General features: G+C 66.8%; 23 protein-coding genes. 14 read left to right on the top strand and 9 right to left on the bottom strand.

All coding sequences use genetic code 11. The annotated features are described in order from the left end of the window. Positions 1-101: 101 nt before the first annotated feature. Both ASE30_RS20385 and ASE30_RS20380 read left to right on the top strand, forming a co-directional pair. Positions 102-1,325, top strand: a complete 1,224-nt coding sequence (locus ASE30_RS20385) for an ABC transporter substrate-binding protein (protein ID WP_057286095.1) — start codon at positions 102-104, stop codon at positions 1,323-1,325. Beyond that, positions 1,304-2,269, top strand: a complete 966-nt coding sequence (locus ASE30_RS20380; protein ID WP_057286094.1) for an alpha/beta fold hydrolase — start codon at positions 1,304-1,306, stop codon at positions 2,267-2,269. The genes ASE30_RS20385 and ASE30_RS20380 overlap by 22 nt, the downstream gene beginning before the upstream one ends. A 20-nt stretch (positions 2,270-2,289) precedes the next feature. On the opposite strand, the gene metC is transcribed toward ASE30_RS20380, so the two are convergent. Continuing rightward, positions 2,290-3,483, bottom strand: coding sequence for a cystathionine beta-lyase (gene metC, locus ASE30_RS20375; protein ID WP_057286317.1), 1,194 nt, complete (start codon positions 3,481-3,483; stop codon positions 2,290-2,292). A gap of 58 nt (positions 3,484-3,541) precedes the next feature. Then, a complete protein-coding gene (locus ASE30_RS20370; protein ID WP_057286093.1) occupies positions 3,542-4,252 on the bottom strand; it encodes a nitroreductase in 711 nt (236 codons plus the stop codon). Positions 4,253-4,344: 92 nt separating this feature from the next. On the opposite strand from ASE30_RS20370, the gene ASE30_RS20365 reads away from it, so the two are divergent. Continuing rightward, positions 4,345-4,971 (top strand): LysE family translocator, encoded by a 627-nt coding sequence (locus ASE30_RS20365; protein ID WP_057286092.1) that lies wholly within the window; start codon positions 4,345-4,347, stop codon positions 4,969-4,971. A gap of 99 nt (positions 4,972-5,070) precedes the next feature. On the opposite strand, the gene ASE30_RS20360 is transcribed toward ASE30_RS20365, so the two are convergent. Further along, on the bottom strand, positions 5,071-6,138 hold the full coding sequence (locus ASE30_RS20360) for an MBL fold metallo-hydrolase (RefSeq protein WP_057286091.1): 1,068 nt from the start codon (positions 6,136-6,138) through the stop codon (positions 5,071-5,073). A gap of 73 nt (positions 6,139-6,211) precedes the next feature. Here ASE30_RS20360 and ASE30_RS20355 point away from each other — a divergent pair, with 73 nt between their 5' ends. Next, positions 6,212-6,592, top strand: coding sequence for a MerR family DNA-binding transcriptional regulator (locus ASE30_RS20355; protein ID WP_057286090.1), 381 nt, complete (start codon positions 6,212-6,214; stop codon positions 6,590-6,592). An 11-nt stretch (positions 6,593-6,603) separates the two neighbouring features. Beyond that, on the top strand, positions 6,604-6,936 hold the full coding sequence (locus ASE30_RS20350; protein WP_200964454.1) for a YnfA family protein: 333 nt from the start codon (positions 6,604-6,606) through the stop codon (positions 6,934-6,936). Positions 6,937-7,010: 74 nt separating this feature from the next. Here ASE30_RS20350 and ASE30_RS20345 read toward each other — a convergent pair whose 3' ends face one another. Then, on the bottom strand, positions 7,011-7,982 hold the full coding sequence (locus ASE30_RS20345; RefSeq protein WP_057286089.1) for a tripartite tricarboxylate transporter substrate binding protein: 972 nt from the start codon (positions 7,980-7,982) through the stop codon (positions 7,011-7,013). Positions 7,983-8,042: 60 nt separating this feature from the next. Then, entirely contained in the window at positions 8,043-9,218 is a 1,176-nt protein-coding gene (locus ASE30_RS20340) for a M20 aminoacylase family protein (RefSeq protein WP_057286088.1), read from the bottom strand. Positions 9,219-9,465: 247 nt separating this feature from the next. Here ASE30_RS20340 and ASE30_RS20335 point away from each other — a divergent pair, with 247 nt between their 5' ends. The 6 genes from ASE30_RS20335 (at position 9,466) to ASE30_RS20310 (ending at position 19,135) form a co-directional block, all read left to right on the top strand. Continuing rightward, positions 9,466-10,644: an isovaleryl-CoA dehydrogenase gene (locus ASE30_RS20335; protein WP_057286087.1), complete on the top strand. Its 1,179-nt coding sequence runs from the start codon at positions 9,466-9,468 to the stop codon at positions 10,642-10,644. Positions 10,645-10,669: 25 nt separating this feature from the next. Next, positions 10,670-12,544 (top strand): bifunctional isocitrate dehydrogenase kinase/phosphatase, encoded by a 1,875-nt coding sequence (gene aceK, locus ASE30_RS20330; RefSeq protein WP_057286086.1) that lies wholly within the window; start codon positions 10,670-10,672, stop codon positions 12,542-12,544. A 35-nt stretch (positions 12,545-12,579) separates the two neighbouring features. Then, positions 12,580-13,761 carry an acetyl-CoA C-acetyltransferase gene (locus ASE30_RS20325; RefSeq protein ID WP_057286085.1) on the top strand — a complete coding sequence of 394 codons (1,182 nt, stop codon included), beginning with the start codon at positions 12,580-12,582 and terminating at the stop codon, positions 13,759-13,761. Positions 13,762-13,982: 221 nt separating this feature from the next. Then, complete coding sequence (locus ASE30_RS20320; protein ID WP_057286084.1) at positions 13,983-15,590, top strand: carboxyl transferase domain-containing protein; 1,608 nt, start codon at positions 13,983-13,985, stop codon at positions 15,588-15,590. Between the two features lie 55 nt (positions 15,591-15,645). Then, the gene (locus ASE30_RS20315; RefSeq protein WP_057286083.1) at positions 15,646-17,670 is read left to right on the top strand and encodes an acetyl/propionyl/methylcrotonyl-CoA carboxylase subunit alpha; all 2,025 of its coding nucleotides are present in this window, start codon (positions 15,646-15,648) and stop codon (positions 17,668-17,670) included. Between the two features lie 229 nt (positions 17,671-17,899). Further along, positions 17,900-19,135, top strand: a complete 1,236-nt coding sequence (locus ASE30_RS20310; protein ID WP_057286082.1) for an MFS transporter — start codon at positions 17,900-17,902, stop codon at positions 19,133-19,135. A gap of 61 nt (positions 19,136-19,196) precedes the next feature. Here ASE30_RS20310 and ASE30_RS20305 read toward each other — a convergent pair whose 3' ends face one another. Continuing rightward, positions 19,197-20,165 (bottom strand): DMT family transporter, encoded by a 969-nt coding sequence (locus ASE30_RS20305; RefSeq protein ID WP_082601656.1) that lies wholly within the window; start codon positions 20,163-20,165, stop codon positions 19,197-19,199. A gap of 92 nt (positions 20,166-20,257) precedes the next feature. Here ASE30_RS20305 and ASE30_RS20300 point away from each other — a divergent pair, with 92 nt between their 5' ends. Together ASE30_RS20300 and ASE30_RS20295 are read left to right on the top strand one after the other, a co-directional pair. Next, a complete protein-coding gene (locus ASE30_RS20300; protein WP_057286081.1) occupies positions 20,258-21,133 on the top strand; it encodes a LysR family transcriptional regulator in 876 nt (291 codons plus the stop codon). An 80-nt stretch (positions 21,134-21,213) separates the two neighbouring features. Then, positions 21,214-21,588: a glutathione S-transferase N-terminal domain-containing protein gene (locus ASE30_RS20295; protein WP_057286080.1), complete on the top strand. Its 375-nt coding sequence runs from the start codon at positions 21,214-21,216 to the stop codon at positions 21,586-21,588. A 124-nt stretch (positions 21,589-21,712) separates the two neighbouring features. On the opposite strand, the gene ASE30_RS20290 is transcribed toward ASE30_RS20295, so the two are convergent. After that, complete coding sequence (locus ASE30_RS20290) at positions 21,713-22,180, bottom strand: YMGG-like glycine zipper-containing protein (protein WP_057286314.1); 468 nt, start codon at positions 22,178-22,180, stop codon at positions 21,713-21,715. 319 nt (positions 22,181-22,499) lie between these two features. Here ASE30_RS20290 and ASE30_RS20285 point away from each other — a divergent pair, with 319 nt between their 5' ends. Further along, complete coding sequence (locus ASE30_RS20285) at positions 22,500-23,996, top strand: carotenoid oxygenase family protein (RefSeq protein ID WP_156407721.1); 1,497 nt, start codon at positions 22,500-22,502, stop codon at positions 23,994-23,996. Positions 23,997-24,032: 36 nt separating this feature from the next. On the opposite strand, the gene ASE30_RS20280 is transcribed toward ASE30_RS20285, so the two are convergent. Further along, positions 24,033-25,184, bottom strand: coding sequence for an NADH:flavin oxidoreductase (locus ASE30_RS20280; protein ID WP_057286078.1), 1,152 nt, complete (start codon positions 25,182-25,184; stop codon positions 24,033-24,035). A 1-nt stretch (position 25,185) separates the two neighbouring features. Continuing rightward, entirely contained in the window at positions 25,186-25,581 is a 396-nt protein-coding gene (locus ASE30_RS20275) for a RidA family protein (RefSeq protein WP_057286077.1), read from the bottom strand. Between the last annotated feature and the right edge of the window lie 142 nt (positions 25,582-25,723).

The raw sequence follows: 25,723 nt of genomic DNA, 5'->3' as shown, positions 1-25,723 counted from the left end.
TGCTTTTGGGGTGCGGTTTTTGGCGTGTTTGCAGGGGGGCCGCGCTACACTTTCGCCACAAGAATTCGCCGCATCGACGGCATCAAACGGGTGGAAGACAAATGAAAAAGCAATTCCTGCGCAGCCGCGCGGCGTTGAGCCTGGGCCTGGGCCTGTGTTTCGCGTCGGGCGCACACCTGGCCCATGCCAGCGCCGCCGACGGCGTGAAGATCGGCGTGCTGACGGACATGGCCGGCGTCACCGCCGACGCCACCGGCAAGGGCTCCGTGGAAGCCGCCCGGCTGGCCATCGAGGAAATGGGCGGCACCCTGCTGGGCAAGCCCATCTCGCTGGTCTCGGGAGACCACCAGCATCGCCCCGACATCGGCAGCAGCATGGTCCGCAAGTGGTACGACACGGACGGCGTGGACGTGGTGGTGGACGTGCCCAACTCATCGGTCGCGCTGGCGGTGCAGGGCATCGCGCGGGAAAAGAAAAAACTGGTGCTGTTCTCCAGTCCCGGCACGACCGCGCTGTCGCAGGCGCAATGCTCGCCTTACGGCGTGCAATGGACCTACACGACCTATGCGCTGTCGCGCGGCACGGCAACCGCCGTCGTCAAAGAGGGCAACAAGCGCTGGTTCATCCTGGCGTCCGACTACGCCTTCGGCAAGCAGCTGGCCGCCGACACCGAGACCGTCGTGAAGGCAAACGGCGGCGAGGTGGTCGGCACCGTCTTCCATCCGCTGAATGCACCGGACTTCGCATCGTTCCTGCTGCAGGCGCAAGGCTCCAAGGCGCAGATCATCGCCATCGCCAACGCGGGCGGCGACACCATATCGGCCATCAAGCAGGCGGCGGAATTCGGCGTGGGCGGCACGCAGCAGCTGGCGGCGATGCTGCTGCTGCTGACCGACGTGCACAGCCTGGGCCTGCAGGCCGCGCAAAAGACCTACCTGACCGTGCCGTCGTATTGGGACATGAATGACGGCACGCGCGCCTTCACCAAGAAGTTCGAAGCGCGCGTGGGCCGCCCGCCTACCTTCCTGCAGGCCGGCGTCTACAGCTCGGTGCGCCACTATCTGCAAGCGGTGAAGGCCGCCGGCACGGTGGACGCCGACGCGGTGATGGCCAAGATGAAGTCGCTGCCCATCGACGACCCCTTCAGCCTGAACGCGCATATCCGCGCCGACGGCCTGGTGGTGCGCGACATGATGCTCGCGCAGGTGAAGACACCCGCGCAGTCCAAGGCGCCCTGGGACTATTACAACGTCGTGCGGACCATTCCTGGCGACACCCTGGCCTGGCCGCTGTCGGAAAGCCAATGCCCGCTGGCCAAGCAATGACGCAGGCGCTGGCTCTGGCCGACTTCGGCAGCTTCTACGCGGGCGGCAGGCAGGTGTGCATCCACGGGCTGCCCAAGCGCGACATTGCCTTCACGCAAAGCGCGTCGCTGGCCTATGACCCCAACGGCCTGTATCACTTCGAACAGGCTTACGTGCAGTACTTCATCCCGGCGCGGCTGGCGCATCCGCTGCCCGTCGTGCTGCTGCACGGCGGCGGCATGACGGGCGCGATGTGGGAACAGACGCCGGACGGCCGGCCGGGCTGGGTGCAGCATTTCCTGCGCCAGGGGCATGCGGTGTATGTCGTGGACAATGTGGAGCGCGGGCGCGCCGGCTGGGCGCCGTTCGCGCAAGTCTGGCCGGAGCCGCCCATCATCCGCAACGCCGAGGAAAGCTGGTCACTGTTCCGCTTCGGGCGCGCCGAGGATTTCGAGGCGCGGCGCGCGTTCGCGGGGCAGCGCTTTCCCGTCGCCGCCTTCGACAGCTTCATCCGCCATGCCGTGCCGCGCTGGCTGGGCAACAACGACGCTGCATTGCAGGGCTTCTGCGCCGTGCTGGACCGCGTCGGGCCCTGCCTGGTGCTCGCGCACAGCCATGGCGGCGAGGTCGCGTACCGCGCGCTGCATGCGCGGCCGGAGCTGGTGCGCGGCGTGATCGGCATCGAGCCGTCCGGGTTTTCCAAAGAGGTCGTGTCCGCCAGCGTGGCGGGCAAGCCGTTCCTGTTCGTTTACGGCGACTATCTGGACGCCACGCCGCTCTGGCAGACACTGTGCGCGAGCGGCGCCGAATACGCCGGTGAACTGGCGCGCCAGGGCGCTCGCGTGCAAACGTGGCGCCTGGCCGACATGGGCATCGCCGGCAATTCGCACATGCCCATGATGGACGACAACAGCGACGACATCGCCGCGCGCATCGGCGCGTGGATACGCGGCGCGGCGGCCTGACGGCGCCGCGCGCGCATCGCTCAGTCCTTGACGGCGGCGGCCTGCTCGAACGCCTGCGCCAGGTCGGCGATGATGTCCTCGGGCGATTCCAGGCCGATGTGCAGGCGGACCAGCGCGTTGTCGCCTTCGCCCCAGTAGCGATGCTTGGACAGGTCCTTGGGCGACACGAGCTGCACCAGGCTTTCGTAGCCACCCCACGAGAAGCCGATGCCGAACAGGGTCAGCGCATCCACGAACTGACGCGCCGCGGCGGGCGACAGGCGCAGTTCCACCGACAGCATGCCGTTCGAGCCCAGGCAGTCGCGCTGCCACAAGGCGTGGCCGGGATCTTCCGGCCAGGCGGGGTGGAACAGGCGCACGGTTTCGGGGCGGCCTTTCAGGAATTCGCACACCTGCATGGCATGGCGCGCATGCTGGGCCATGCGGATGGGCATGGTGCGCACGCCGCGCAGCGCCAGCCAGGCGTCGTCCGCGCTGATGGAGTAGCCCATCGCGTACTGGGTGCGGTTCAGTTTCCTGGCGATGGTCTCGTCGTTGGTGACGACGGCGCCCAGCATCAGGTCGGAGTGGCCGCCCACGTACTTGGTGCCCGCGATCACGGACACTTGCGCGCCCAGCGTCAGCGGCCGGTAGATATAGCCCGAGCCCCAGGTATTGTCGGTGGCCAGCACGAGGTCATGGCTTTGCGCGAAGGCGGCCATCTTGCCCATGTCCAGCATCTCGAACAGCAGCGAACCGGGAGACTCCACATACAGCAGCGTGGTGTTGGGGCGTACCAGGGCTTCGAGGTCTTCGCCGGCCGCGAAGTAGGTGATGTCGATGTTCAGGCGTTTCAGGACGGCATCGTCCAGTTCGCGCATGGGACCGTATACGCAGTCCGAGATCAGGGCGTGATCGCCCGCCGAGCACAGGGCCAGCATGACCATCGTCATGGCCGACAGGCCCGAGGACGCCAGGTAGCAGTGCGTCCCCCCTTCCAACTGCGTGAAGACTTCTTCCAGCGCGGCATGCGTGTCCATGCCCATGCGCCCGTACGTAGACGCCCGGCCGCCGGCGGCCTTGCTGCGCTGCGCGTTTTCCAGCGCCGCGATATTGGCGAAGCGCACCGTGCTGGCCCGCATGGGCGGCAGCGGCACCGGCGCCGTGCCGGTCTCGGGGTTGAACGGGGCGGTGCCCGCGTGCTGGAGAACCGTATCGATGTGTTTGGTAGGCATCTTCAAGGGGTGCGACAAAACCGGGGAAACCAAACCATATCAGGACGCGGGAACAATTTCAGCTTATCCAGCTTACCGTCTCGGACAATTCGGCCCGCCGGGTGCGGTAGCTGTTGGCGGCGTGCGCCGCGTCCGGATAGCCGAACGAAATGCCGCAGACCACGCGGCGGTCAGGCCCGATGCCCAGGACTTCGCGCAACACTTCCGGGTACATCGCCAGCGACGCCTGCGCCACGGTGGCGACGCCGTTGGCCTGCGCCGCCAGCAGAAAATTGGCGACATAGCCGCCGCAGTCCATCGCGCCGTATTCGCCCAGGGCCTCGTCGGTCGTGACGATGGCGACGTGCGGCGCGTCGAACAGCGCGAAGTTGCGCATCTCCTGGCGGCGGTAGGCCTCGCGGTCGCCGCGCGCCACGCCGACCGCGCCGTAGAGCTGGAAGCCCGATTCGCGGCGGCGGGCCAGGTAGTCGCCCCGGTACTCGCGCGGAAAGGGAAAGTCGGGGATGAAGCCCGCGTGCTCCGCGCGGCGCCGCAGCGCGTCGGCCAGCCGCCGCGTGCCCGCGCCCTCGGTGATGGCCACCTGCCAAGGCTGGCAGTTGCACCAGGACGCCGTCCGCTGCGCCAGGCTCAGGATGCGCTCGATGGTGTCGCGAGGCACCGGCTCGGGCAGGAATGCGCGGCAGCTATGGCGCGCATGCAGCCAGGCTTCAAGCGGGGCGTCGGCGGGTTCGGGGGAAGCCAAATCGGTATGGGCAGCGGCGGGGGTCATGGTCGGTCTGTCTCCTGTTCTGGCGGGCTTTGCCCTTATGATGCCACTGTCCGCCGGGCATCGGCCCGCCGGCCCGTTACTGGCGAGATCCCATGCTGCCCTTCGACACCCTGATCGCATTCTTCGGCATTGCCGTGCTGCTGGCCCTGACGCCGGGGCCGGACAATATCTTCGTGCTGATGCAATCGGCCATCTGGGGCCGCAAGGCGGGCATGTTCGTGGTGCTGGGCCTGTGCACCGGGCTGCTGGGCCACACCGCCGCCGTGGCGGTGGGGCTGGCCGCGGTGTTTGCGGCGTCGCCCATGGCCTTCACGGTACTCAAGCTGGCGGGCGCGGCCTACCTGGCCTGGCTGGCGTGGCAGATCCTGCGCGCGCCGGTCGACGCCGACGCCGGCAGCCGTCCCGAGCCCATGCGGCCCGGCGCCCTGTACCGGCGCGGCATCGTCATGAACCTGACCAATCCCAAGGTCCTGCTGTTCTTCTTCGCCTTCCTGCCGCAGTTCACCTCACCCGCACTGGGCCCCGTGGGGCTGCAGACCATGCAGCTGGGCGCGGTCTTCATGGTGTCGACACTGCTGGTGTTCGGGGCGATTGCGTTCTTCTCGGGCGCGTTCGGCGAACTGCTGCAGCGCTCGGCGACCGCCAAGCGCTGGCTGAACCGCATCGCCGCACTGGTGTTCGTGGGGCTGGCGCTGCGGCTGGCGACGTCGACCCGTTAAAACGTCGCGCGGCGCCCGCCGCGCCGGCCGCCCACGCCGCTCAGGCCGGATTCGGCCGGCTCGGCGCGGGCAGGCCCGTTCACACTCGATCAGGCCCGCTCAAGCAGCCTTGAACCGCACGATGCCATCCGCGTCCTGGGCGCGCGTCAACTTGCCTTCGAAGTACAGCGCGTGCAAGTGCGCCAGCGCCTCGCCCATGGCGAAGGTAAGCTGGTGCAGGTCCAGCTTGCGCTTGAACAGCACCGGCACGATGTCCGACGTGGACTGCGGTGCGGCGGAACAGGCTTCCAGCACCTCGGCCAGCCGGTCGCGGTGATGCTCGTGCTGCTGCGCGATGCGTTCATGCAAGCCCTTGAAGGGACGGCCGTGCGACGGTAGCACCAGGGTGTCGTCGGGCAGTCCGTCGTAGCCGTCGAGCGAACGCAGGTACAAGGGCAGGGAATTGGCGTCGGGTTCGTAATCGAACACGCTGATGTTGGTGGAAATGCGCGGCAACACCATGTCGCCGGAAATCAGCACCTTCAGGTCCGGAGAATACAGCGAAGCATGCTCGGGCGCGTGGCCGTAGCCCACGATGACGCGCCAGTCGCGCCCGCCGATGCGGACCTGGTCGCCGTGCATGATGCGGGTATAGCGCGACGGCACCGAAGGCACCAGGTTGGGATAGTAGTTGGCGCGCTGGCGGATCTGCTCTTGCGCGTCAGGGTCGGTCAGGCCGTGACGGGCGAAATGCTCGACCGCCGCCTGTCCGCCCGGCCCCGCGCCGGCGTCGCTACGGCGCGACGACCAGAGCGACGCCACCATGTAGTCGGTCATCGTCATCCACAGCCGGGCGTTCCAGCGTTCACACAGCCAGTGGGCCAGGCCGATGTGGTCGGGATGCATGTGGGTGACCAGCACGCGCAGCACGGGCAGGCCGTCCAGCTCGTTCCTGAACACGTCTTCCCATAACGTCTTCACCTCGTCGCGGGAAATACCGCAATCGACGATGGTCCAGCCATCCTTGCCGTCGATGTTGTCGCGCAGCAGCCATAGGTTGATATGATCCAGCGCGAACGGCAGCGGCATCCGGATCCATTTGACGCCGTCGGCCACGACGTGCGCGCGGCCGGCTTCGGGCTGGAAGTCCGCCCAGGGATACTGCAGCTTTTGTTCGTTGGGGTTCATTGCCTCTCGCTCCACGCTTGACGATCAGGTCAAGTCATCATAATTTACGTTTACGTAAACTGCCACACGTCGCATGCCCTCGTCAACCTGGACCATCTCCGAACTCTCCCGCGAGTTCGACGTCACGCCCCGCACGATCCGCTTCTATGAAGACCAGGGAATCGTCAGCCCGGCGCGCGAGGGGCGCAACCGCATCTTCGGCCCGCGCGACCGCACGCGCCTGAAACTGGCCTTGCGCGGCAAGCGGCTGGGGCTGCAACTGTCCGAGATCCTGACTCTCATCGACATGTACGACGGGCCCGGCGACACCGAGGTGCAGCTTCGGCAATACCTGGCCGTGCTGGAACAGCACCGCGCCACGCTGGAGCAGCAACGCCGCGACATCGAGGACACCCTGCAGGAAATCGCGCAGCAGGAGCGGCAGTGCCGCGCACTGTTGGCGCAGAAGCCATAGGCAGCGCGCACATGGCCGCCCTGCAGACCGTCGCGCTCTTCATCCTGACCGCGCTGGCCGAAATCGTCGGCTGCTACCTGCCTTACCTGTGGCTGCGCAAAGGCCATTCCATCTGGCTGCTGGCGCCGGCCGCGTTCAGCCTGGCGCTGTTCGCGTGGCTGCTGACCCTGCATCCCACGGCCTCCGGCCGCGTTTACGCCGCGTATGGCGGCGTCTATATCGGCATGGCGCTGCTGTGGCTGTGGGCCGTGGACGGCGTGCGTCCCAGCGCGAGCGACTGGATCGGCGTGGGCCTGTGCCTGGCCGGCATGCTGGTGATCATGTTCGGGCCGCGCGGCACATGAACACGCCGCGGCCCGCGTAGACAAAAAAGCGCGCGTGCCCCGAAGGGCCGCGCGCTTTTGCCATGCGCCGCCGCTTATTCGGCCTTGATATTGCCTTCCTTGATGATGCGCGCGTTGTTCGCGAACTCGGCCTGCACCTGCTTGACGAAGGCCTCGCCCGTGGCGGTGCCCGGCTGCAGGTAGGACTTGGCCAGCAGTTCCTGGAACTCGGCGCTGGCCACGGCCTTGGCCAAGGCTGCCTGCAAGGGCTCCGAGACGGCCGGCGGCAGATTGGCGGGCGCGAAGATGCCGAAGTTGGAGTAATACTGCGCCTGCGGCAGCTTGAGCTCGGCCATCGTCGGCACGTCCGGCCAGGCGGCCAGGCGTTGCGGCGCCATCACGGCCAGCGGCTTCAAGGCGCCGTTGGCCACGTGCGGCAGCACGACGTCGCTATTGACCACCAGCAGCTCCACGACGCCGCCCAGGCCGTCGGTCAGCGCCTGGCTGTTGCCCCGGTAAGGCACATGCAGCATCTTGGTGCCCGTCTGCGTGGTCACCGCCGCCATGCCGATATGCGCCACCGTGCCTTGGCCCGGCGTGCCATAGCGCACACCTTCGGGGTGCGACTTGGCGTAGTCGATCAGGCCCGCGAAATCCTTCACCGGTAACGCCTTGGTCGCCACGATCGCAACAGGCGCCACGGCCACGCTGGCCACCGGCGTCAGGTCCTTCATCGGGTCGTAGTTGGTCTTGGCCAGATGCGGGAAGATCGTCAGCGGACTGGTCGAGGCCAGCAGCAGCGTGGTGCCGTCCGGCTGCGCGCGCGCCACGAAGTCCGTGCCCACCGACGCGCCCGCGCCCGGCTTGTTTTCGACGATGACGGTCACGTTGGCTTCCTTGCGCAACGCGTCGCCCAGGCGGCGCCCGATCGCGTCGGCGCTGCCGCCGGCGGTGTAGGGCACGACCACGGTGACAGGCTTGGCCGGCCAGCCCTGCGCCATTGCGCCGCTTGCCATGATTGCCAGCGCCGCCCCCGCGGCCTTGATCAGCAATGTCTTCTTTTTCATATCGTCCTGGTGATGTTGCACAGCACTACGTTGGGATAAAGCGGACCGCGGTAAAGCACATCAGGCAAGGTAGCGCTGCGCCAGGCGAACCCAGTACGACGCACCCGCCGGAATCAAAGCATCATTGAAGTCATAGCTGGCGTTGTGCAGCATGCAGGGGCCCAGGCCGTGGCCCGCCATGCGGTGCTCGCCGTCGCCGTTGCCCAGGAACACATAGCAGCCCGGCTTTTCCTGCAACAGGAAGGCGAAGTCTTCGGAGGCCATCGCCGGTTCGATCACCAGCGCGCGGTCCTCGCCCACGACATCGCGCATGACGTCCATGCAGAACTCGGTCTCGGCCACGGTGTTGACCAGCGCCGGATAGCGGCGCTCGAAGAACACGTCGGCCTCGCAGCCGTGCGCCGCGGCGATGTTGCCCGCGATCTCGTTCATGCGGCGTTCGATCAGGTCGACCACCTCCGTGCGGTACGCCCGCACCGAGCCGCCCAGCCATGCCGTGTTCGGAATGACGTTGATGACGCTGCCGCCGGCCTGCACCTGGGTGATCGACAGCACGGCGGCGTCGAGCGGCCGCTTGCTGCGGGTCAGGATGGTCTGCAGCGACTGGCCGATGGCGAACAGCGCGGGCACCGGATCGTTGCAGTCCTGCGGCGCGGCGGCGTGGCCGCCCTTGCCCTTGACGGTGATCTTGAAGCCATTGGCGGCGGCCATCATGGGGCCGGAACAGACACCGAAGGAGCCGGCAGGCAGGCCCGGCCAGTTGTGCATGCCGAACACGGCCTCGCAGGGGAAGCGGGTGAACAGGCCGTCCTGGATCATGGCGCGGCCGCCCGCGCCGCCTTCCTCGGCCGGCTGAAAGCACAGATACACCGTGCCGTCGAAGCCGCCCTCGGTCTGCAGGTGCCGGGCCGCGGCAAGCAGCATGGCGGTGTGCCCGTCATGGCCGCAGCCGTGCATCTTGCCCTCATGGCGCGAGCGGTGGCCGAACTGGTTTTCTTCCTGCATGGGCAGCGCGTCCAGGTCGGCGCGCAGCATGATGGCGCGGTCCGACGTGCCGCGCCTGATCACCCCGACCACGCCCGTCTTGGCGATGCCGGTATGCGTTTCGATGCCCCATCCGCGCAGCGCATCCGCCACCACCTTGGCCGTGCGGTGCTCTTCGTAGCAAAGCTCGGGATGCATGTGGATGTCGCGCCGCAGCGCCACAATTTCGTCCAGATTGGATAGTTCGAGCACGGCAAACTCCGTCGCGATGATTCAGGATTCAAGGATTGGCTGGGATATTACCCATCGTCGGCCCGGGGAAAACCGGCAACATCCTAGGGATAACCCGACTCCAATTTACGTTTACGTAAACGTAATATTTGCAGTGCATCATTGCGCGGCGGCGGTGGATCGGCGCATGATGAGCCACGAGGCGGCCGCAAGGCGCCGATGGCGGGCGCCCATAAAAATGTAAGTACCCACTATCACGGAGACATCGATGAACCTTCCCGGCCTGAACTTCGACCTGGGCGAAGACCTGGATATGCTGCGCGACGCGGTACGCAACTTCGCGCAGGCCGAAATCGCGCCGCGCGCCGCGGAAGTCGATCGCAGCGACCAGTTTCCCATGGACCTCTGGCGCAAATTCGGTGAACTCGGCGTGCTGGGCATGACGGCCGACGAAGAATACGGCGGCGCCAACATGGGCTATCTGGCCCACATGGTCGCGATGGAGGAAATCTCCCGCGCCAGCGCGTCGGTCGGCCTGTCCTACGGGGCGCATTCCAACCTGTGCGTGAATCAGATCAACCGCAACGGCACGGCCGCCCAGAAGGCGAAGTACCTGCCCAAGCTGATCTCCGGCGAACACGTGGGCGCCCTGGCCATGAGCGAACCCGGCGCCGGATCCGACGTCGTCAGCATGAAGCTGCGCGCCGACAAGAAAGGCGACCGCTACGTGCTGAACGGCACCAAGATGTGGATCACCAACGGCCCCGACGCCGATACGCTGGTCGTCTACGCCAAGACCGATCCCGACGCCCACCAGCGCGGTATTACCGCCTTTCTGGTGGAAAAGGGCTTCAAGGGCTTTTCGGTGGCGCAGAAGCTGGACAAGCTGGGCATGCGCGGCAGCCACACCGGTGAACTGGTGTTCCAGGATTGCGAGATCCCCGAGGAAAACGTGCTGGGCCAAGTCAACGGCGGCGTGAAGGTGCTGATGAGCGGCCTGGACTACGAACGCGCCGTGCTGTCCGGCGGCCCGCTCGGCATCATGCAGGCCGTGATGGACGTGGTCGTCCCTTACATCCATGACCGCAAACAGTTCGGCCAGGCCATCGGCGAATTCCAGCTCATCCAGGGCAAAGTCGCCGACCTGTACACCACCCTGCAGGCCAGCCGCGCCTTCTGCTACCAGGTAGGCAAGAACCTGGACAAGCTGGGCACGGACCACGTCCGGCAGGTGCGCAAGGACTGCGCCGCGCTGATCCTGTACACCGCCGAAAAGGCCACGTGGATGGCGGGCGAGGGCGTGCAGATCCTGGGCGGCAACGGCTACATCAACGAATACCCGGTGGGCCGCCTGTGGCGCGACGCCAAGCTGTACGAGATCGGCGCCGGCACCAGCGAAATCCGCCGCATGCTGATCGGCCGCGAACTCTTCAACGAAACCGCCTGACCGGCCTTCATCGAGCCGCGCCGCCATGATCCGCTTGTCCGATGTCCAGCATATCGAGCAGGCCCCCGCCCCGGGGCCGTCGCCGCTGGATGTCGCGCGCCTGATCCTGGCGGGTTTTGACCGGCACTACGCGCTGTTCCGCTACAGCGCGCAGCGCGCCAAGGCGCTGTTTGAATCCGGCGACTGGCACGGCATCCAGCACCTGTCGCGCGAGCGCATCGAGTACTACGACATGCGGGTGCGCGAGTGCGCGGCCCAGCTCGAAAGCGTGCTGCGGGGCCGGCCGGAAGGCGCCGTGGGCGCCACCCGGAACGGCGCTGGCAATGGCGCCGCCGCGCCGTCCCTGACCGACGCCCAGACCGCGTTCTGGCAGCAGATCAAGCAGGAATTCGTCGGGCTGCTGGGCGAACACCGCCAGCCCGAATGCGCCGAGACCTTCTTCAATTCGGTGTCGTGCCGGCTGCTGCACCGCGACTATTTCCATAACGACTTTCTCTTCGTCCGGCCCGCGATCGCCACCGACTACCTGGACAGCAGCACGCCGTCGTACCGGGTGTACTACCCGGCAACGGACGGGCTGGAAAAAAGCCTGATCCGGATGGTGGCGGACTTTGGCCTGGCCCTGCCCTTCGAAGACCTGCCGCGCGACACCCGGCTGCTGGCGCGCGCGGCGGTCTCGCAGTTGCGCACGCTGTTGCCGCGCCACGTGGGCCGGCGCATCGCCACCGACTGTCAGATCCACGCGCTGGGCTCGCTGTTCTTCCGCAACAAGGGCGCCTACATCGTCGGCCGCCTGATCAACCAGACCACCGTCTATCCCTTCGCGCTGGCGCTGACGCGCAATCCCGCCGGACAGGTCGTGCTGGACGCGCTGCTGCTGGGGTCCGACGACCTGAGCACACTGTTCAGCTTTACCCGTGCCTATTTCCTGGTGGACATGGAAACGCCGGCCGCGGTGGTGAACTTCCTGGCCAGCCTGCTGCCGCGCAAGCCCAAGGCCGAGCTCTACACCATGATCGGCCTGCAGAAGCAGGGCAAGACACTGTTCTACCGCGATTTCCTGCACCACCTGGCGCATTCGCGCGATGCGTTCGACATCGCACCCGGCATCAAGGGCATGGTGATGTGCGTGTTCACCCTGCCGTCCTATCCCTATGTGTTCAAGCTGATCAAGGACCACATCGACAAGGACGGCATGGACCACGCCACGGTGCGGCGCAAGTACCAGATGGTGAAGCTGCACGACCGCGTGGGCCGCATGGCCGACACCTGGGAATACTCGCAGGTGGCGCTGCCGCGCGAGCGCTTCGCCCCCGCGCTGCTGGACGAACTGCGCCGGCTGGTGCCCAGCCTGATCGAAGAAACCGCCGACACGGTGGTCATCCGCCACGTCTACATCGAACGGCGGATGACGCCGCTGAACCTCTATCTGCGCCATGCCTCGGACGCGCTGCTGGAGCCGGCCGTGCGCGAATACGGGGACGCCATCCGCCAACTGGCCGCGGCCAATATCTTCCCCGGCGACATGCTTTACAAGAATTTCGGCGTCACGCGCCTGGGCCGGGTCGTCTTTTATGACTACGACGAAATCCAGCGCATGACCGAAATGAACTTCCGGCGCATTCCGCCGGCCCCCAACGAAGAAGCGGAAATGGCGTCGGAACCCTGGTACGCCATCGGACCGAACGACGTGTTTCCCGAAGAATTCGGCCGCTTCCTGCTGGGCGACGCGCGTGTGCGAGCCGCCTTCCTGCGCCACCATGCCGACCTGCTGGAACCGGAATGGTGGCAGGCCTGCCGCGCCCACGTCGCGCAGGGCCGGATTGAAGAATTTTTCCCTTACGATACAGACAGACGCCTGCGCTCAGAACGCCCTTCGAGCGGCAACGCGGTGTTGTAACTCAGACGCTGTCCCGACCCCTACAGGAGCTAGTCATGTCAGATCCCATCGTTATCGTTTCCGTCGCCCGCACGCCCATGGGCGGCATGCTGGGCAGTCTGTCCGGCCTGGCCGCGCACGAGCTGGGCGCGGTGGCCATCAAGGCCGCCATCGAACGCGCCGGCATCAAGGCCGAGCAAGTCGACGAAGTCATCATGGGCAACGTGCTGCAGGCCGGCCAGGGCCAGGCGCCCGCGCGCCAGGCGGCGCTGGGCGCGGGCCTGCCGCTGGGCGTGGCGTGCACCACGATCCACAAGGTATGCGGCTCGGGCCTGAAGGCCGCCATGTTCGGCCATGACCTGCTGGCGGCCGGCAGCGCCGAAGTCGTCGTCGCCGGCGGCCAGGAAAGCATGAGCAATGCGCCCTACCTGCTGCTCAAGGCCCGCCAGGGCTATCGCTTCGGCCACAACACCGTGTATGACCACATGGCGCTGGACGGCCTGGAAGACGCCTACGACAAGGGCAAGGCCATGGGCGTGTTCGCCGAGGACTGCGCCGCCAAGTACGAGTTCACCCGCGAACAGCAGGACGCGTTCTCGCTGGAATCGCTGCGCCGCGCCCGCGCCGCTTCGGAAGACGGCAGCTTCAAGTGGGAAATCGCCCCCGTCACCGTGGCCGGCCGCAAGGGCGACACCGTGATCGACACCGACGAAGCGCCAACGAAGGCCATGCCGGAAAAGATCCCGTCGCTCAAGCCCGCCTTCAAGAAGGACGGCACCATCACCGCCGCCAATTCGTCGTCGATCTCCGACGGCGCCGCGGCCATGGTGCTGATGCGCGCGTCCACCGCCGAAAAACTCGGCGTCAAGCCGCTGGCCCGCATCGTCGCGCACAGCCAGCATTCGCAGGAACCCGGCTGGTTCACCACCGCCCCCGTGGGCGCGCTGAAGAACCTGTTCGCCAAGACCGGCTGGAAGGCCGAGGACGTGGACCTGTACGAGATCAACGAAGCCTTCGCGGTGGTCACCATGGCCGCCATGACCGACTTCAAGCTCCCGCACGACAAGGTCAACATCCATGGCGGCGCCACGGCGCTGGGCCATCCCATCGGCGCATCGGGCGCGCGCCTGATGGCCACGCTGGTCGGCGCGCTGCGCAAGACCGGCGGCAAGCGCGGCGTGGCCACGCTGTGCATCGGCGGCGGTGAAGCCGTCGCGATGGCCATCGAGATGGTCTAAGGACCGGCTTGGGAGACGGGCCCGCGCCCGCCTCCCAAGATGGATTCCGCTGCGCCTTTTCGGCATTGCACACACCGCGGCGGGTCGGCCGCGGGCCATGCAGGAAAGGCGCAACGAAATCCAGGACCCCGAATCGACAAGAATGCCCGATCAACGGGCAGCGAGACAAACCGCTCACAGAGCGCCCATAACTTCCAATCAAGCAGGACGGGTGGTACCCCATGCCCATCATCGAATCCCGCATCAACACGCGGTCCCAGGACTACACCGACAATGCGCGCGCCATGCAGGCGCAGCTCGACGATCTGAACCAGAAGCTGGCGCAGACCGCGCTGGGCGGCAGCGAAGCCGCGCGCGCCAAGCACGTGGCGCGCGGCAAGCTGCTGCCGCGCGACCGCGTCGAAAACCTGATCGACCCGGGCACGCCGTTCCTGGAACTGTCGCCCATGGCCGCGCACGACATGTATGACGGCGACGCGCCAGGCGCGGGCGTCATCACCGGCATCGGCCGCGTGTCGGGCACGGAATGCGTGATCGTCTGCAACGACGCCACGGTCAAGGGCGGAACGTACTACCCGATGACGGTCAAGAAGCACCTGCGCGCGCAGGAGATCGCCGCGCAGAACCATCTGCCCTGCGTGTACCTGGTGGACTCCGGCGGCGCCAACCTGCCGCAGCAGGACGAGGTCTTTCCCGACCGCGAACACTTCGGCCGCATCTTCTACAACCAGGCCCAGATGTCGTCGCAAGGCATCTCGCAGATCGCCGTGGTGATGGGTTCGTGCACCGCTGGCGGCGCGTACGTGCCCGCCATGAGCGACGAGTCGATCATCGTGAAGAACCAGGGCACCATCTTCCTGGGCGGTCCGCCGCTGGTGAAGGCCGCCACGGGCGAGGAAGTCAGCGCCGAAGACCTGGGCGGCGGCGACGTGCACACGCGCCTGTCCGGCGTGGTGGACCATCTGGCCGCCAACGACATGCACGCGCTGCAACTGGCGCGCAACGCCGTGGCGCGGCTGAACCGCAAGAAGCCCCAGCCGCTGGCCACGATACCGGTGCGCGAACCGCGCTACGACCCCAGCGAACTGAACGGCATCATCCCCGCCGACACGCGCAAGCCCTATGACGTGCGCGAAGTCATCGCGCGCATCGTGGACGGCTCCGAGTTCGACGAATTCAAGGCGCGCTTCGGCCCCACGCTGATCACCGGCTTCGCGCACATCCACGGCATGCCCGTGGGCATCGTGGCGAACTACGGCATCCTGTTTTCCGAGTCCGCGCAGAAGGGCGCGCACTTCATCGAACTGTGCGCGCAGCGCAAGATCCCGCTGGTGTTCCTGCAGAACATCACGGGCTTCATGGTGGGCCGCAAGTACGAAAACGAAGGCATCGCGCGCCACGGCGCGAAGATGGTGACCGCCGTGGCCACCGCCGCGGTGCCGAAGTTCACCGTGCTGATCGGCGGCTCGTTCGGCGCCGGCAACTACGGCATGTGCGGCCGCGCTTACTCGCCGCGCATGCTGTTCATGTGGCCCAACGCCCGCATCTCGGTCATGGGCGGCGAACAGGCGGCCAGCGTGCTGGCCACCGTCAAGCGCGACGGCATCGAAGCGCGCGGCGGCCAATGGTCCGCCGACGAAGAGAACGCCTTCAAGGCGCCGATCCGCGAACAGTACGAACGCGAAGGCCATCCTTACTACGCCACCGCGCGGCTGTGGGACGACGGCATCATCGCGCCGGCCGACACCCGCCGCGTGCTGGGGCTGGCGCTGTCGGCCGCGTTGAACGCGCCCATCGAGGACACGCGCTTCGGCGTCTTCCGCATGTAGGGTTTCGCGCCCGCAGCACCGCAGTTCAAGAAGAATGACAGCCAGGATGACATCCATGTTCGATACTCTGCTGATTGCCAACCGCGGCGAAATCGCTTGCCGCGTCGCCGCCACCGCCCGCCGCATGGGCATCCGCACCGTCGCCGTTTATTCGGATGCCGACGCCAACGCGCGCCACGTCGCCGCCTGCGACCAGGCGGTGTACATCGGCGGCTCCGAGCCGCGCGCCAGCTATCTGCGCGCCGACGCCATCCTGCAGGCCGCGCGCGACACCGGCGCGGGTGCCATTCACCCCGGCTACGGCTTTCTGTCGGAAAACGAGGCCTTCGCGGAAGCCGCCGAGAAGGCCGGCATCGCCTTCGTCGGCCCGCCGGCATCCGCCATCGCCGCCATGGGCAGCAAGTCCGCCGCCAAGTCCCTGATGGAAAAGGCCGGCGTGCCGCTGGTGCCCGGCTATCACGGCGACAACCAGGATCCGCAGTTCCTCAAGACGCAGGCCGACGCCATCGGCTACCCCGTGCTGATCAAAGCCAGCGCGGGCGGCGGCGGCAAGGGCATGCGCGTCGTGGAATCGTCCGGCGCCTTCCTGGACGCGCTGGCCTCTTGCCAGCGCGAAGCCGCGTCCAGCTTTGGCGACGACCGCGTGCTGATCGAACGCTATCTGCAAAAGCCGCGCCACATCGAAATCCAGGTGTTCGCCGACACCCATGGCAACTGCGTCTACCTGTTCGAACGCGACTGCTCGGTGCAGCGCCGCCACCAGAAAGTCATCGAAGAGGCGCCCGCCCCCGGCATGACCGAGGAACGCCGCCGCGCCATGGGCGAAGCGGCAGTCGCCGCCGCGCGTGCCGTGGGCTATGTGGGCGCGGGCACGGTCGAATTCATCTCCGAACCCGACGGCCGCTTCTACTTCATGGAAATGAACACGCGCCTGCAGGTCGAGCATCCGGTGACCGAGATGATCACCGGCCACGATCTGGTGGAATGGCAGCTGCGCGTGGCCGCCGGCCAGCCGCTGCCGGCGCGCCAGGAAGACCTGCGCATCAACGGCCACGCCATCGAGGCACGCATCTACGCCGAGAACCCCGAAAAGGGCTTCCTGCCGTCCATCGGCACGCTGGCCTACCTGGGCCTGCCCCCGCATACCGCGTTCGCCAACGGCGAGATCCGCGTCGACGGCGGGGTGCGCATGGGCGACACCATTACCCCGTTCTACGACCCCATGATCGCCAAGCTGATCGTGCATGGCGCCGACCGCGACCAGGCCCGCGCCCGCATGCTGCAGGCGCTGGCCCAGACGCAGGCCGTGGGCGTGCAGACCAACGTCGCCTTCCTGTCGCGCCTGATGAAGGACAGCGCCTTTGCCGCCGCCGACCTGGACACCGGACTCATCGAGCGCCAGCGCGCCACGCTGTTGCCCGAACCCGAGGCTGCCAGCGCATCGACGCTGGCCCTGGCCTCCGCGGCGGTGCTGGTGCGCCAGGGCCTGGCCCAGCCGGGCCAGCAGGCGGCGGGCAAGGGTCCGGGCGACCCCTGGGACGCGCGCGACGGATGGCGGCTGGGCAACCAGTACCAGCGCCACCTGCAATGGGTCGATAACGGCGAGACCCGCCGCGTCGCGGTGGCCCGGCAGAGTGGGGCCTGGACCCTGGACACGGGCGCCGGTCCGCAGGCCTTCCTGTGGCGCTCGCACGCCAGCGCCAACCCGAACCTGGCCTATGGCCTGCGCATCACCCTGGAAGGCCATGAAAGCGCCGGCACGGTGGTCCTGCACGCCGACCGCGCCTACGTGTTCGGTGAAGGCGGCGTGCACGTCCTGGACCTCTACGACGCGCTGACGCACTCCCAGGACACGCAGGGCGACCACGGCGCGGGCCTGGCCGCGCCCATGCCCGGCAAGATCATCTCGATTTCGGTCAAGGCCGGCGACACGGTGGAAAAGGGCCAGCCGCTACTCGTCATGGAAGCCATGAAGATGGAACACACGATTTCGGCGACCGCGGATGGCAAAGTGGCGGAAGTGTTCTATGGGGTAGGCGACCAGGTGACCGAGGGCGCGGAGCTGGTGGCGATCGAGTAACACCTCGCGGGCTAGGGCCGGGAGGGGCGTTCGGGCTGCGGCTGCGGGCTGCGACTCTGGGCTCCGCCTCCCGGCTGCGGCTCCGGCTGCGGCTCCGGGCTCCGGAATCCGAACTCCGGCCGGTCTGGCGGAAGCGGGCGCCGCGTCCCGAGGGAGCCGCCCGGTTTAGCTGGCCGTCAGCCCCCGACGCCTAGAATCGGGCTCTCGCCCGCAGCCCCGCATCCCCTCCATGCCCGCCCCCGACTCCCCCAGTCCGCTTTCCCGCCCCCCATTCCTGCACTTCCTGTTCGCGCGCGTCAGCGCGTCGCTGGCGTTCCAGATCGTCTCGGTGGCGGTGGGCTGGCAGATCTATGCGCTGTCCGGCAGCGCGATGGACCTGGGCCTGATCGGCCTGGCGCAGTTCCTTCCCATGGCGGCGCTGACACTGGTCGTCGGCCACGTGGCCGACCGCTACGACCGCCGCAAGATCGTCGCCGTCTGCATGGCGCTGGAAGCCCTGGCCACGCTGGTGCTGGCCATCGCCGCATTGCACGGCGTCGGCGGCAAGACGCTGATCTACGCCACCATCATCATCATGAGTTCGGCGCGTGCCTTCGAAGCGCCTACCCTGTCCACGCTGATCCCCGCGGTGGTTCCCCGGGAATGGCTGCCGCGCGCCACCGCCCTGTCATCATCGGGCGGACAGATCGCGCAGATCGCGGGCCCGGCGTTGGGCGGCGTCGGCTACAGCCTGGGAGCAGGGTGGATCTACTGCGTGGCGGCGGCGCTGTACCTGACTGCATTCGCCTCGATCGCCACGCTGGCCATCGACCGCGCGCCCCCCCGCAAAGAGCCCACGACCTGGCGCACCCTGTTCGGCGGCATCACCTTCATCTTCCAGCGCAGGCTGCTGCTGGGCACGCTATCGCTGGACCTGTTCGCCGTGCTGCTTGGCGGCGCTACCGCCTTGCTGCCCATCTTCGCCAAAGACATCTTGAACGCCGGCCCCTGGGCGCTGGGCGCCCTGCGCGCCGCACCGGCCTGCGGTGCCGCGCTGATGTCGCTGACGCTGGCCCGCCTGAGCCTCGGCGAGAACGTCGGGCGGCTGTTGTTCGGTTCGCTGATCGTGTTTGGACTGGCCACCACCGTGTTTGGCCTGTCGACCTCGATACCGTTGTCGGTGGCCGCGCTGGTCGTGCTGGGCGCGGCGGATTCGGTGAGCGTCGTGGTGCGGTCGTCGCTGGTGCAGTTGAATACGCCGGATCACATGCTGGGGCGGGTCAGCGCGGTGAACACGCTGTTCATCGGCGCTTCCAACCAGCTTGGAGAATTCGAATCCGGCCTGACGGCGGCATTGTTCGGGGCCGTGCCGGCGGTGGTGATCGGTGGAATGGGGACGATTGCGGTGGCGGGGTTGTGGATGCGGTGGTTCCCGGAGCTGCGCAGGCTGCGGACGCTGCACGGGAATGAAGCGGCGCCGGGCTGAGGCCAGACCTTCCAATCCATCGCCGGCGCTCGCGCGGCCCTTGCCGGATACCTGTGTATCTTCAGCCCCGGCCTATCGCCAGGCGCCTGCGCCCCCAGCCCTGTTCCGAGCTCCAGATTGCCAAGCCCATGACCGCGATTCCCAACAGTTGCAGACGGCCCAGCCGCTGATCAAAGAACTGCCAGTCAATCAGGATCGCGATCGCCGGATAGATGAACTGAAACACGGCGATCCGGCCGGTGGTCAGGCGCGCCATGCCGGCATACATAAGCGTGTAGGCGGCCGCCGTGTGGATCAGACCCAGGCTCGCCAGCCATACCCATGAAGCGCCCCATTCCGGCCAGCCCAATCGCATAGGCCAGATCCAAAGCACGGCGGTGCCCAATGCGCATTGCCACCACGCAAGCGCTCCTGCGGGGATCTGCCGCAAACGCCGCGCCAGGACCGTCACGCAGGCGGTGCAGAACGCGCCGACCAGGCAAAAAGCGACGCCGATCCAATAGCTCACCTGAGCCGCTTGCGAGGCGGCGGGATGATGCTGCAGCACGCCCGTGGCCAGCACCAGGCCCGCCATCGCGACAAAGACCGAGACAAGGCGCTGCCTGCTGCTGCGTTCATGAAGCCACAGCGCGCCCAGCACCAGCACCCACATCGGCTGCATGTGGAACAGCACCACCGCCATACTGGTCGACGTACGCTCGATCGCCGCGAAGAAAAGCGCCCAGCCGAGCACCATCAGCAAGCTCGCCAGAAGCACCAGATGCCCGGTGGACCGAGTCAGGCGCAGGGCGCGTCCCTGGCCACGAACCAGGATCCACACTGTCAGGCCGGCCAATCCGAATGCGCAGCGAAACCAGGTCGCGGTCAACGCGCTGGCATGGGCCATGTGCACGAACACGCCGATGGTGCCGAGCAGTCCCGCCCCCAGCAGGAACGGCAGGGCGCCCGAACTCTTCAGGCCACGCGTGGCCGGGGCCTCGGGCGTCACAAAGGCGGCATCGGCGCTCCGTAATGATTGGTCTGTGTGCATGACGGCAGTCTGGCCTGCAATTCAGGAACCGAAAAGCGCATAATTCTTCTGACTCCCATTCGAAAAACGAAACCAGGCAAGCACCCTCTTTTATGAGCACCTCCTTTCGTGATCTCCAGATCGACTGGCTCAGGTCCTTTGTTGCCGTCATCGACGCGGGATCCCTGTCCAGGGCCGCGGCAGAGGTCAACCGTTCCCAATCCGCCGTCAGCATGCAGCTCAAGAAACTGGAAGGCGCGCTGGGCCACCGGCTGATCGAACGCGGCACGCGCACGCAGGAACTGACGACCGAAGGGCAGAAGCTGCTGGGTTACGCCCGCCGCATGCTCGACCTGCAGGCCGAGGCGCATGTCGCCCTGAGCGGCGAAGCGCTTAGCGGGGTGGTTCGCCTTGGTGTGCCCGATGACTATGCCGCCAAGTACCTGACGCCCGTCCTGAAGCGTTTCGCACCGCGTCACAGCGGCGTGGAAATCGTGCTGAGCTGCGAACAGTCCACCTCCTTGATCCCCCGCGTTGCCGCGGGCGATCTGGATCTGGCTTTGATATCGCGCGACCATGCCCGCCGTGGCACGCTGCTGTTCCACGAGCCGATGGTATGGGTGGGTTCGGAGCAGTTTGCCCTGTGGCGCCGAGACCCGCTCCCGATAGCTGTGTACGAGGATTCAAGCCTGGCGCGCCGCAGTGCGTTGAACTCGCTGGCGCTGCAGGGGCGCAGGCATCGGGTGGTCTACAACAGCTCCAGCCTGCCCGGACAGATTGCCGCGGTGGAAAGCGGCTTGGCTGTAGCCGTGCTCACGCAATGCAGCGCGCCGTCGCACTTGCAGATACTTGGCAGCCAGCACGGACTCGGACCGCTTGAGCCCATGGAAGTCGCGGTCTACAGAAGCAGGGGGTCGCGGGGATCCAAAGCGGTGGATAGCCTGTACAGCCTGTTGGTGAACACCCTGAGGCTTGTTGATGCCGTTTAAGGCAGCGCACGCTGATCAGGCGGCCAGAACCCCGCAGGGAGTAGACTGGCTGCCTCTTCATCTGTTTTGAGTCCGTATCTATGCTCGTAAAAGCCCTGCGTGTCGGCCTGGGTCAACTGATTGTCGTTGGCGACGCGCTGACGCGTCCGCGCCCGCAACGGCGCTCGGCACAAGGCCAGGCGACGGTGAACACCGAAGCGGCCGCGCTGTCGCTATATCAGTTTCACGCCTGCCCGTTCTGCGTCAAGACCCGCCGCGCCATCCATCGGCTGAACGTGCCCATCACGCTGCGCGACGCCAAGCAGGATGCTCAGGCGCGTGAACAACTGCTGGCGGGCGGCGGCAAGGTGAAGGTGCCCTGCCTGCGCATCGACGAGGCGGACGGCACGCGCTGGATGTACGAGTCCGGCGACATCATCGCCTATCTTGAACAACGCTTCGCGAACGTGGCCTAGGGCTTCGTAGCCAAGCACTGCAAGGTCATCGGGTCGACGCCGCCGAAGGCGGGAACGTGAACTGCACCCTGTCCCTGGAAGGCGCCGCCCTGACCGCTTGGCAAGTGTGCGGCGGTCAACGCGCTCAGGGCGTGACTTGATAACCCTTCTGCTGCATGCAACTGGTGTAGGCGGAAGACACGGCGGTATTCTGCTGCGCCTCGTTTGCGCGGTCTTGACGGCGATCCTGGCGTTGGCGGGAGCCGCCCACAACCGCCCCTGCTACCGCGGCGTCCTTCGCCTGGTTCTGCCGGTACGCCTGTTTGACATCATCATCCACCCGGTCATACACCTCCTCGTGCTGACGGCCGCGCGCGCCAGCAACCGCCGCGCCCGCGGCAGCGCCGGCGGCAGCGCCCCGGGCCCGGCCGCCAGACCGCGTACTGTCGGTGCTGGCACTGCTGGAGCCGCCGGCTTGAGCCTGGCATGCACCGATGTCCTGCTGGGTGGTTTCGGGAGATTGTCCCTGAAGCGGCGTCACGGTTTGAGCGGTGGCGCACAGGCAGAACAGGGTGAGGAGTGAAGCTACGCAGGGATATATGGACTTTCTCATCAAAAACTCCATTGATATGCAGGAACCCTGGATATTGCAGTCTAGTCCCGCGTCATCAGCCGGGCCTCTTCTTTTTCAATTCTTACGGACGGCGCCGCTGCTTCCCGCTTGCCGGCCGCGCCGCTCGCGGTCGGTGGCCTGTCGCCCAGGCCCATTCGGGTAAGGGCTGGACCGCCGGCAGGGTGAACATCAACGGCGCACGGCACGCCATCCCCCAAATTGCGTACAGTGCCTGTACGCAGGCGGCGGGTAAGGTATTCGGTTATCCCTGCCGCGTGGCGGCTGCGCCACCGTGGATCCGTCCAGCGAGGCCTTCATCATGTCGATTCTCCTCACCCGCCGCTCGTTTCACCGTCTGACCGTCTTCGGCGCGGCGGCAATCGGTAGTCAGGCGCTATGGCCTCTGGCCCGAGCCGACGAGCCGGTGGATGTGCCCTGGGTCTACGACGATCCGCACCTGAGCGCCAACTTCCTCCCGGTGCAGCGCGAGGCCGACGTTCGCGACCTGCGGGTGATCGCCGGGCGGATTCCCGCCGACTTGCGCGGCGTGTACATGCGCAACGGACCTAACCCGGAATTCAAGCCCATCGCCTACACCTATCCGCTCGACGGCGATGGGATGATCCACGCCGTCTACATCGAGGACGGGAAGGCCCGCTACCGCAACCGCTACGTGAAAACGCAAAGTCTGACGGTGGAGCGCCGCGCGGGCCGGGCGGTCTTCGGCAGCTTCGCGCATCCCGTACCCGTCGATCCGGCCGCGTTCCTGCCGGGCGAAGTGCCGTCGCCCGTCAAGAACGGCGCTTTCGTCAACATCATCTTCCATGGCGGGCGCTTTATCGCGCTGAACGAGGCCACGACCAGCTACGAGGTGAACGAGGAACTGGCCACGCTGGGCCAGTGGACCGCGGGCGGCGCCGAACCGCTGCGGCTGGGCGCCCACAACCGGCGCCATCCGCGCACGGGCGATCTGTATGCGCTGGAATATAGCTGGCGCACGCCCACGGTGAAGTTCCATCGCATCGACGCCTCCGGAGTGCTGGTGAGCACGCGATCCGTGGAACTGCCGATGCCCACGATGATCCATGACTTCATCCTGACAGAGCACTACGTGGTCCTTATCGCCGGGCCGGCGGTGTTCGATGTGCAGGCCGCGAAGGCCGGCAAGTCGATGCTGCAATGGCGGCCCGATCTGGGCATGCGTATCGCCTTGCTGCCGCTGGACGGCGGCGCGCCCGTCTGGATCGAGGGCGAGCCCTTTTTTGTATTCCATTTCGCCAACGGCTTCGAGCGCGGCCAACAGATCGTGGTGGATTACGTGCACCACGACAAGTTCGCGCTGGCGGACGGCCCGGTTCCCACATTCAAGCGCATGACCATCGATCCGGCACGCCGCAGCTTCGAGGTTGCGGGCTTCTCGAACGAAATCACCGAATTCCCGCGCATCAATCACCTGCGCGAGGCGCTGCCGACGCGTTTCGTCTATATGCCCACCTTGACCTCCTCGCTCAAGGAGGTCCAACCGCCATCGGCGGTGTTCAACGCGCTGCTCAAACTGGATACCGAGACCGGCCAATACACGCGCCATGACCTGGGCAACCAGATCGTTGGCGAGGCGGCGTTCGTGCCACGGCTGGGCGGTCAAGCGGAGGACGATGGCTACCTGGCGGCCTTCGCTTACGATCCCGAGCTTCGGAGCAGCAGCCTGCTGTTGCTGGATGCGCGCCGGATCGAAGAGGCGCCCGTGGCCGTCATCGAGATGCCCCAACGCGTGCCCCAGGGACTGCACGGCAACTGGATTACCCGCGCCAGCTAAGCAAGCGCCGCCTGCCGCACGAGCGTCGCGGCCGGATCAGGACGACGCGTCCGCCCGGTGACGGGCCGCATTGGCCAGGTCGGCAATCGGCGCCAGCAAGCCGCGATCGAAGGTCTCGTGCCCCGCCCCCGCGCGCAGCCTTGCGGGCCAGTCGGGATGCGTGAGCGCGCCACGGCCCAGCGAAACGAAGTCCGCATCCTGCCTTGCCATCACGCCGTCGGCCTGCACCGCCTCATGTAGCGAACCGTTGGCCAGCACCGGCACCGAACCATGCCTGCGCGCCAACGCCGCGAGACTGGGGCCGTGCTCGCCGAAAGCGGGACGCCAGGCTTCGAACTCGGTCGTGTGCAGGTAATCAATGGGCAGCGCGCCAAGCGTGCCGTAGATCCGCGCCGCGTCCGCCTCGCCGCCCTCCCATTTGTGCGTGAAGTCGTTGACCTTGCCTTGCGAACTGCGCACACCCACCGCGAAGCCCTCCGACGTCGCCCGCCGGACCGCCTGGATGACCTCCACCGTCAGGCGCAGGCGGTTTTCCAGGGTGCCGCCGTAGCGGTCCTGGCGCAGATTGGTGTGGGCGGTGAGGAACTGGTCCAGCAGATAGCCGTTGGCGCCGTGGACCTCCACGCCGTCAAAGCCCGCGTCCTGCGCTCTGCGCGCCGCTTGCGCGAATCCGTCGACCGCCTTGGCGATGTCGTCGCCCGACATCGCTTCGGGCATCCGGTAAGGCCCGTCGCCGCGATAGAAGGCCATCTGCTGCCCTTTCGGCAGCACGGCCGAAGGGCCCTTCGTGTCGGAGCGATAGGGGTTGCCCTGCGACAGCGCGCCCGCATGCATGAGCTGCGCGACGATGCGGCCGCCCTGCGCATGGACACGGTCCACCACGGTCCGCCACGCATCGCGCTGCGCCTCATCGGCCAGGCCCGGCTGGAACAGGTAGCCCTGCGAGTGCGCCTTGTCCGTATAGATGCCTTCGGTGATCACCAGGCCGAAACCGCCGGCGGCGAAGGCTTCGTAGTAGGCGGCCATCTGCGCCGTGGCAAGGCCGTCGGCCGTGGCGCTGACCCGGGTCATGGGCGCGACGGCAAGGCGGTTGGACAAGCTCAGTTCCCCGCCCAGCCGCAGCGGCGCGAACAATCTGGCGTGCGCGGTTTGCGTATCGCCTGCCGGACCATCGGCGAACGTGTCCATGTCAGCGGCCCTCCGGTACGCGCACGGCCGCGATGGCCTCGATCTCGATCATGGCGGCCGGGTCGTAGAGCGCCTTGATCTCCGCGATGGTGTCGGCCGGATAGGGGGCCGAAAAGAAGCGGCGGCGCAACGCCACCACGTCCTTGAAATGTCCCATGTCGGTGACGAAGATGGTGACCTTGATCACGTCCTTCAAGCTGGAGCCGCCGGCCTCCAGGGCACGGCGCAGGTTCAGGAAGGCTTGCTCGCCCTGAGCCAGAAAGCCGCCTTCGACGATCTTTCCGTCGTCGTTGGCGCCCGCCTGGCCAGAGATGAAAAGCAGGTTTCCGAATTGAATCCCCTGCGAGAGCAGGAAGGGCGCGTAGTTGTCGGGCTGGGTGATGACACGTTGCAGCATGGTGCGAATTCCTTCACTTATGGTTGGTCGGAAGGATCAAAGCCAGTGGCCGATCCGTGCCTCTACTTTAGGAACGCGCCCACCCTGTGACAAAGGTTCATTTGTCAGCTATAAGAAGAGTTAATCTCATCTATGCGCACAC

Origin of the sequence: Achromobacter sp. Root83, from assembly GCF_001428845.1 — a bacterium.
GTDB lineage: Bacteria > Pseudomonadota > Gammaproteobacteria > Burkholderiales > Burkholderiaceae_B > Achromobacter.
Note: the sequence above shows the minus strand (reverse complement) of the source record. Positions and strands in the feature narration are given on the sequence as shown.

What these genes read in the sequence shown, in the direction of transcription:
- ASE30_RS20285 (WP_156407721.1), top strand. Translation starts at nt 22,500, where the DNA reads ATGTCGATTCTCCTCACCCGCCGCTCGTTTCACCGTCTGACCGTCTTC.
- ASE30_RS20370 (WP_057286093.1), bottom strand. Translation starts at nt 4,252, where the DNA reads ATGACCCCCGCCGCTGCCCATACCGATTTGGCTTCCCCCGAACCCGCC.
- ASE30_RS20325 (WP_057286085.1), top strand. Translation starts at nt 12,580, where the DNA reads ATGTCAGATCCCATCGTTATCGTTTCCGTCGCCCGCACGCCCATGGGC.
- ASE30_RS20300 (WP_057286081.1), top strand. Translation starts at nt 20,258, where the DNA reads ATGAGCACCTCCTTTCGTGATCTCCAGATCGACTGGCTCAGGTCCTTT.
- ASE30_RS20345 (WP_057286089.1), bottom strand. Translation starts at nt 7,982, where the DNA reads ATGAAAAAGAAGACATTGCTGATCAAGGCCGCGGGGGCGGCGCTGGCA.
- ASE30_RS20365 (WP_057286092.1), top strand. Translation starts at nt 4,345, where the DNA reads ATGCTGCCCTTCGACACCCTGATCGCATTCTTCGGCATTGCCGTGCTG.
- ASE30_RS20315 (WP_057286083.1), top strand. Translation starts at nt 15,646, where the DNA reads ATGTTCGATACTCTGCTGATTGCCAACCGCGGCGAAATCGCTTGCCGC.
- ASE30_RS20280 (WP_057286078.1), bottom strand. Translation starts at nt 25,184, where the DNA reads ATGGACACGTTCGCCGATGGTCCGGCAGGCGATACGCAAACCGCGCAC.
- ASE30_RS20380 (WP_057286094.1), top strand. Translation starts at nt 1,304, where the DNA reads ATGCCCGCTGGCCAAGCAATGACGCAGGCGCTGGCTCTGGCCGACTTC.
- ASE30_RS20335 (WP_057286087.1), top strand. Translation starts at nt 9,466, where the DNA reads ATGAACCTTCCCGGCCTGAACTTCGACCTGGGCGAAGACCTGGATATG.
- ASE30_RS20350 (WP_200964454.1), top strand. Translation starts at nt 6,604, where the DNA reads ATGGCCGCCCTGCAGACCGTCGCGCTCTTCATCCTGACCGCGCTGGCC.
- ASE30_RS20305 (WP_082601656.1), bottom strand. Translation starts at nt 20,165, where the DNA reads ATGCACACAGACCAATCATTACGGAGCGCCGATGCCGCCTTTGTGACG.
- ASE30_RS20360 (WP_057286091.1), bottom strand. Translation starts at nt 6,138, where the DNA reads ATGAACCCCAACGAACAAAAGCTGCAGTATCCCTGGGCGGACTTCCAG.
- ASE30_RS20355 (WP_057286090.1), top strand. Translation starts at nt 6,212, where the DNA reads ATGCCCTCGTCAACCTGGACCATCTCCGAACTCTCCCGCGAGTTCGAC.
- metC (WP_057286317.1), bottom strand. Translation starts at nt 3,483, where the DNA reads ATGCCTACCAAACACATCGATACGGTTCTCCAGCACGCGGGCACCGCC.
- ASE30_RS20385 (WP_057286095.1), top strand. Translation starts at nt 102, where the DNA reads ATGAAAAAGCAATTCCTGCGCAGCCGCGCGGCGTTGAGCCTGGGCCTG.
- ASE30_RS20275 (WP_057286077.1), bottom strand. Translation starts at nt 25,581, where the DNA reads ATGCTGCAACGTGTCATCACCCAGCCCGACAACTACGCGCCCTTCCTG.
- ASE30_RS20295 (WP_057286080.1), top strand. Translation starts at nt 21,214, where the DNA reads ATGCTCGTAAAAGCCCTGCGTGTCGGCCTGGGTCAACTGATTGTCGTT.
- ASE30_RS20310 (WP_057286082.1), top strand. Translation starts at nt 17,900, where the DNA reads ATGCCCGCCCCCGACTCCCCCAGTCCGCTTTCCCGCCCCCCATTCCTG.
- ASE30_RS20320 (WP_057286084.1), top strand. Translation starts at nt 13,983, where the DNA reads ATGCCCATCATCGAATCCCGCATCAACACGCGGTCCCAGGACTACACC.
- aceK (WP_057286086.1), top strand. Translation starts at nt 10,670, where the DNA reads ATGATCCGCTTGTCCGATGTCCAGCATATCGAGCAGGCCCCCGCCCCG.
- ASE30_RS20290 (WP_057286314.1), bottom strand. Translation starts at nt 22,180, where the DNA reads ATGAGAAAGTCCATATATCCCTGCGTAGCTTCACTCCTCACCCTGTTC.